We start from the raw sequence: 306 nt of genomic DNA on the forward strand, positions 1-306 counted from the left end.
GAAAGACAGTGGAATCCGGTGTGAGTGACGACACCAGAACCAGTACCAGTACCAGTAGTAAACCTAAAAACCTTTCCGTACCTGACGGTACGGACGCTGACGCGTCGCAGGGCCTGACTCCGCACGAAGCGATTTTCCAGATCGGGCTGCCGTGGCTCGTAAGCCATGCCGGGCCCGACGTCAAGGAAGCGAATCTCCGTTCGATGCTAGGTGGCGCTGAGAAGCATCTCGGCGAGGCTGGCGCCTGGTTGCTCGTGCAGGACTGCATGCGCGTCAAGCCCTTCGAGCCCGTGGCATGGGTTGCAG

General features: G+C 60.1%; 1 protein-coding gene. It reads left to right on the plus strand.

Annotated elements, in window-relative coordinates; translation table 11 throughout:
- Positions 1-306 (plus strand): hypothetical protein (locus tag SB847_RS20765; RefSeq protein ID WP_410578469.1); only part of this gene is annotated, 306 nt, incomplete at both ends.

The sequence above is a fragment of the Bacillus sp. SIMBA_026 genome, assembly GCF_046535335.1.
Taxonomy (GTDB): domain Bacteria; phylum Bacillota; class Bacilli; order Bacillales; family Bacillaceae; genus Bacillus; species Bacillus velezensis.